This window comes from Halomonas sp. BM-2019, from assembly GCF_017584085.1.
Window position 1 is genome coordinate 2,909,697 of sequence record NZ_CP071922.1, and the last position, 5,429, is coordinate 2,915,125.

6 protein-coding genes and 1 pseudogene are annotated in these 5,429 nt (G+C 72.5%); 1 reads left to right on the forward strand and 6 read right to left on the reverse strand.

The features are described from left to right. Positions 1 to 631 (reverse strand): annotated as a pseudogene (gene cbiE / locus J5F18_RS14540) (precorrin-6y C5,15-methyltransferase (decarboxylating) subunit CbiE); the annotation flags it as partial. A gap of 1 nt (position 632) precedes the next feature. Between cbiE and J5F18_RS14545 the strand changes: the two are divergent. Beyond that, complete coding sequence (locus tag J5F18_RS14545; RefSeq protein WP_346299292.1) at positions 633 to 1,391, forward strand: cobalt-precorrin-6A reductase; 759 nt, start codon at positions 633 to 635, stop codon at positions 1,389 to 1,391. Here J5F18_RS14545 and cobJ read toward each other — a convergent pair. From cobJ to J5F18_RS14570, 5 genes are all read right to left on the reverse strand, one after another. Beyond that, entirely contained in the window at positions 1,355 to 2,149 is a 795-nt protein-coding gene (gene cobJ / locus J5F18_RS14550) for a precorrin-3B C(17)-methyltransferase (RefSeq protein WP_346299293.1), read from the reverse strand. The genes J5F18_RS14545 and cobJ overlap by 37 nt on opposite strands. Beyond that, a complete protein-coding gene (locus tag J5F18_RS14555; protein ID WP_346299294.1) occupies positions 2,146 to 2,886 on the reverse strand; it encodes a precorrin-2 C(20)-methyltransferase in 741 nt (246 codons plus the stop codon). Before J5F18_RS14555 ends, cobJ begins: the two co-directional genes overlap by 4 nt. Then, positions 2,883 to 3,512 (reverse strand): precorrin-8X methylmutase, encoded by a 630-nt coding sequence (locus tag J5F18_RS14560; RefSeq protein WP_346299295.1) that lies wholly within the window; start codon positions 3,510 to 3,512, stop codon positions 2,883 to 2,885. The genes J5F18_RS14555 and J5F18_RS14560 overlap by 4 nt, the downstream gene beginning before the upstream one ends. Beyond that, the gene (locus J5F18_RS14565; RefSeq protein WP_346299296.1) at positions 3,496 to 4,698 is read right to left on the reverse strand and encodes a cobalamin biosynthesis protein CobG; all 1,203 of its coding nucleotides are present in this window, start codon (positions 4,696 to 4,698) and stop codon (positions 3,496 to 3,498) included. Before J5F18_RS14565 ends, J5F18_RS14560 begins: the two co-directional genes overlap by 17 nt. Positions 4,699 to 4,775: 77 nt before the next feature. Beyond that, a partial coding sequence (locus J5F18_RS14570; protein WP_346299297.1) for a cobaltochelatase subunit CobN occupies positions 4,776 to 5,429 on the reverse strand: 654 nt, incomplete at its 5' end.

The following is a 5,429-nucleotide window of genomic DNA, read 5'->3' on the forward strand; positions in this document are numbered from 1 at the left end:
CCACCTCCAGCCCCACCGCCACCGGATGGGCGATATCGTCCGGCAGGGGGGCATCGGCCCGCACGCTGCGCAGGCGCTCCACGTCGCCGCCCAGGGCCTCCAGCAGGTGCAGCCGCGACGCGCCGAAGCCGAAGCATTGAAGCAAGCCGGCCAACTCATGAACGGCCTCGCCATCGCGCAGCAGCACCAGCAGGCGCCGGCCGACATGCAGATGGGGCCGGATGCGCGTCAGCGGCCTGGCGTGCAGGCCCAGGCAGGTACAGCCCTCCAGCGGCCAGCCCAGCCTCGATGCCGCCAGGCCGAAGGTGGAGGGCGCCGGCAGCGCCCGCCACTCGCCGGGCGGCAAATGGCGCGCCAGGGTGGTGCCCGCCCCGAACCAGAAGGGGTCGCCGGAGATCAGCATCACCACCCGCCGGCCACGCTCACGCAACAGTGGCGGGATGCCCTCGGCGAAGGGCACCGGCCACTCCCGCACCTCGCAGGCCAAAGGCGGCAAGAGGCGCAGATGGCGGCGCGCGCCGAACACCAGCTCGGCGCCCTCCAGTGCCTGGCGGCTTGCCGCGGTCAGCCCTTCTGTGCCACCTTCCCCCCAGCCGAGCAGCGTCAGCCAGGGAGCGTCTACGTCAGCCATCATGAAAGTCCTTATCCTGGGCGGCACCAGCGAGGCCAGCGCCCTGGCCAGTGCCCTGGCCGAAGGCGGGGTGCCCGCCCTGTTCAGCTATGCCGGCCGGGTCAAGGCGCCCAGGCCCCAGCCGCTGCCCACCCGCATCGGCGGCTTCGGCGGGGTGGCGGGCCTGGGTGACTTCCTCGCGGAGCAGGGCATCACCCATCTGGTCGATGCCACCCACCCCTTCGCCGAGCGGATGAGCCGCAACGCCGTGGCCGCGGCGCACCGCAGCGGCATCCCCCTGATCGCCCTGACCCGCTCGCCCTGGGTCGCCCAGGCCGGCGACCGCTGGGAAAAGGTCGTCGGTATCGAGGCGGCGGTAAAGGCCCTGGCCGGTCCGCCCCAGCGCATCCTGCTGGCCATCGGCCGCCAGCAGCTGGCCGCCTTCGCCGCCCAGCCCCGGCACCACTATCTGCTGCGCCTGGTCGATGCCCCCGAGGCGCCGCCGCCCCTGCCCCATCATCGGGTGATCCTGGATCGCGGCCCCTTTACCCTGGCGGGCGATCGGGCCCTGCTGCGGGCGCACGGCATCCAGCGCATCGTCTGCAAGAACGCCGGTGGCGAAGGCGCGGTGGCCAAGCTCACCGCTGCCCGGGAGCTGGGCCTGCCGGTGGTGATGATCGAGCGGCCGGCGCCGCCAGCGCGCCGGGAAGTCCACTCCGTCGAGGCGGTATTGTCCTGGCTGCATCAGAGTTCGCCCCACAAGGCCGAGCGCGGGGTATAGACCCAGGGCAGGCGCTCATGCGGGGTCAGGCGCGGGATCAGGCGCGTCTGGCTGGAGCCCACCAGCACCAGGGTGCGCATATCGGCCATCTCCGCCCTGGCCTCGCCCAGGGTGGTGACCCTTAGATGCTCCTCCGGCGTGGTCACGGCCCGGGCGAACATGATCGGACGCGCCGGCCCGCAGGCCTCACGCAGCACCTCCAGGGCGCGGACGAAGCCCTCCGGGCGCGCCCGGGAGCGGGGATTGTAGAAGGCCATGGCGAAGTCGGCCTCGGCGGCCAGGCGCAGGCGGCGCTCGATCAGCGCCCAGGGCTTGAGGTTGTCGGAGAGGTTGATGCAGCAGAAGTCGTGGCCCAGCGGCGCCCCCAGCCGTGCACTGGCGGCCAGCATGGCGGAGATGCCCGGCAGCACCTGGATCTCCAGCTCGCGCCACCCGGGCTCGCCCGCCTCCAGCGCCTCGAAGAGCGCCGCGGCCATGGCGAAGACCCCCGGGTCCCCCGAGGAGACCACCACCACCCGCCGGCCCTCGGCGGCCAGGCGCAGGGCCGCCTCCGCCCGGCGGATCTCCTCGCGGTTGTCCGAGCCGTGGCGCGTCAGCCCCGGCCGCGGCGCCACCCGCTCCACGTAGGGCACATAGCCCACCACGTCGGTGGCCTCATTCAGGGCGGCGGAGACCTCCGGGGTGATCAGGGCCTCACTGCCCGGGCCCAGGCCAACCACCTTGAGCCACCCTTCGTTCCCCCACTCAGGATCTCTCATGGCCGTCTCCCGTTGCCGTGGATCACCAGGATGGAGAAGTAGGGCACGCCGTCGCCAGCCTCGCGAAACGGCACCACCCTCTCCTGGGGCATGGCGGCGTACTCGATCAGCCAGGCCTCGTCTTCGCGGCCGGCCCGGGCCAGGGCGCGGCGCAGCTTGTCCAGGTTGCGGCCGATCTTCATCACCACCAGGGCGTCGGTCTGTGTCATCCGCTCGACCAGGGCCTGCTCCGGCAAGGTGCCCATCAGCACGGTGAGGATGTCGTCGCCCCAGGTCACCGGCCGCCCGGTGGCGGTCCAGGCGGCGGACATGCCGGTGATGCCGGGCACCACCGCCACCGGCACCCGCCCCTCGAGGCGCCTATAGAGGTGCATGAAGGAGCCGTAGAAGAAGGGATCGCCCTCGCACAGCACCACCACGTCCTGGCCCGCCTCGGCGATCTCGGCCAGTTGGGCGACATGGCGTTCGTAGAAGGCCGCCAGCAGTGCCTTGTAGCGGGGGTCGTCGAAGGGAATCTCGGTGGTGACCGGGTACTCCATGGGCAGCTCGATCACGTCGGGCGCCAGCAGGCCCTCGACGATGCGGCGGGCATGGCCGCTGCGCCCCTTCTTGCGGAAATAGGCGACGTGGGAGGCCCCGCGGATCAGCCGGTCGGCGCGCACGCTCATCAGGTCCTGGCTGCCGGGGCCGAGGCCGACGCCATGGATGGTGCCCGGCTTGATGGTTTCTTGGCTCATTCGCGGCGATCCGCCATGGCATTGAGGGCGGCCACCGTCACCGCGCTGCCGCCGAGGCGCCCCTCGACGACCACGCAGGGGGCCGCGGCGCTCTCCCACAGGGCCTGCTTGGATTCGGCGGCCCCCACGAAGCCCACCGGGCAGCCGATGATCGCCGCCGGACGCGGGCACGCCGGGTCTTCCAGCATGTTCAGCAGGTGGAACAGCGCGGTGGGCGCATTGCCGATCGCCACCACCGCCCCGTCGAGATGGGGGCGCCACAGCTCCAGCGCCGCCGCCGAGCGGGTGGTGGCCAGCTCCCGGGCCAGCTCGGGGACCCGTTCGTCGTGCAGGGTGCAGACGATGGCGTTGTCCGCCGGCATGCGCGCCCGGGTAATGCCCTCGGCGACCATGCGCGCGTCGCACAGGATGGGGGCCCCCGCCTCCAGCGCCGCCCGGGCCCGGTTCACCGCATCGCCGCGGAAATGAATGTAGGAGGCCAGCTCCACCAGGCCGGCGGCATGGATCATGCGCACCGCCACCGGCTCCTCCTCCGGCGCGAAGCGCGAAAGCGACGCCTCGCGCCGGATGATGGAAAAGGACTCCCGGTAGATGGCCGGGCCGTCCGTTTCATAGACGTAAGGCATCGCGATTCTTCTCCAGGTGTTCGATAACGTCGGATTCATCGAGGCCGGTGGCGACCGGCGCACCATCGGCGCGACCGCCTTCGATCAGGTCGAAGCGCCCGTCCCGCCCGGTCAAACAGAGATCCGCCGGCGCCTGGCAGGCGCAGCCCTTGGCGCAGCCGGACACATGCACGCTTCCGGCTACCTGGCCGCTCAGCCGCTCGGCAATGTCCCGCGCCAGGCCCAGGGTCGCCACGCTGGCCTGCTCGCAGTAGGGAGCGCCCGGACAGGCCTGCATGGCCAGGCGCGGATCGCTCTCGCTCTCCAGCAGCCCCGGCGCCCGTTCCCCGAGGGGCTGATCGAAGGGCGCTCCGGCGGGGAAGCCCTCGAGGAGCAGCCGCCGCCAGGGGGTGACCCGCACGGCGCTGACCGAATCCACGGCGGCCGAATCCACGGCGGCCGAATCCGACGCGACTGACTCCGCCACGACTGACTCCGCCACAATCAGGGCCCGCAGCGTCGCCGCCGGCGCCCGCCCGAAGGGCAGGCCGAAGACGGCGCCCATGGGGTGACGCCCCAGCGCCATGGGCTTGCCGGCCCCGGCTGGCGGCGTGGATGCCGGCGCCCAGGGCGGCAGCGGCGCCGGGTGCCGGCGCATGCGCCCGGCGTCGCGCCCGCCGCTGTCGACGAACCAGTGCGCCAGCCGTATCAGCAGCTCGACGGCGGCTTCCGGTGACGCCACCGGCGTACCCAGGGCACGGCCATCGGCACGGACTAGCAGGGCGCCCGAAGCCGCCCGCTCGATACGCAGATCCGCCGACACCTCACCCAACAGCGGCGCGGCCCCGGCATCGATGGCCAGGCCCCACTTGGCCGGCAGCGCCGGTAGCGCGTCGAGGCGGGCCTCCAGCCGTCGCGCCACCTCATGGGTGGCATCGCCCGGCTGCCAGTCGGGGGCCAGCAGCAGCGGGGGGCGGCGCTCGGCCTCGGGGTTCGCCTCGACCAGGCCGTGCTCGACGAGAAAGGCCATCAGCCCGGGCCAGGCGGCCTCGGAGACTCCGCGCAGCTGCAGGTTGGCGCGGCTGGTGAGCTCGATCAGGCCGCTGCCGAAGGCCTCGGCCGCCTCGCACAGGGCCAGCATCTGGCGCCGGGTCAGCCGGCCGAACCGCGGCCGCACGCGCACCAGCAGACCGTCGCCGGAGGCCATGGGGTGCCAGGCGCCGGGGCACCAGCCTCTAATACGTGGCTGATTCGCCTTGGCCGCCTTATCCCGCTGATCCACCATCAGGGCGCCAGCTCCCGGGTTTCGTCGATCTCCAGCAGCAGGTCCTGCAGCGCCTCGCCCTGCTCGCCGGGCGCCCGCCACAGGCCTCGCTGGATGGCTTCGAGCAGGCGCTCGGCCATCTCCTCCATGGCCGCCGGATTGTGTTCGCGCAGGAACCGCTGGTTGTGGGGATCCAGCACCAGCGCCTGGCTGACCTGGGCATACTGGTAGTCGGCCACCAGGTCGGTGGTGGCGTCATAGGCGAACAGGTAGTCCACCGTCGCCGCCATCTCGGCGGCGCCCTTGTAGCCGTGTTCGCGCATCGCCTCGATCCACTTGGGGTTGAGCACCCGGGAGCGGATCACCCGGGTCAGTTCCTGCTCGAGGCTGCGCATGCGCGGCCGGGCCGGGTCGGCGTGATCGGCGTGGTAGATGCTCGGCGCCCGGCCGGCCAGCGCCCGGCTGGCGTTGGCCATGCCGCCCTGGAAGGCGTAGTAGCCGTTGGAGTCGAGGATGTCGTGCTCGCGGTTGTCCTGGTTGTGCATCACCGCCTCCAGGCCCTCGAGCTGGTGCTCGAAGGCCGCCCGGGCGGCCACCCCCGACTCGGGAAACTGGCCGTAGGCGTAGGCCCCGCTCGCCAGGTAGGCCTCGGCCAGGTCGTCGGCGCCCTGCCA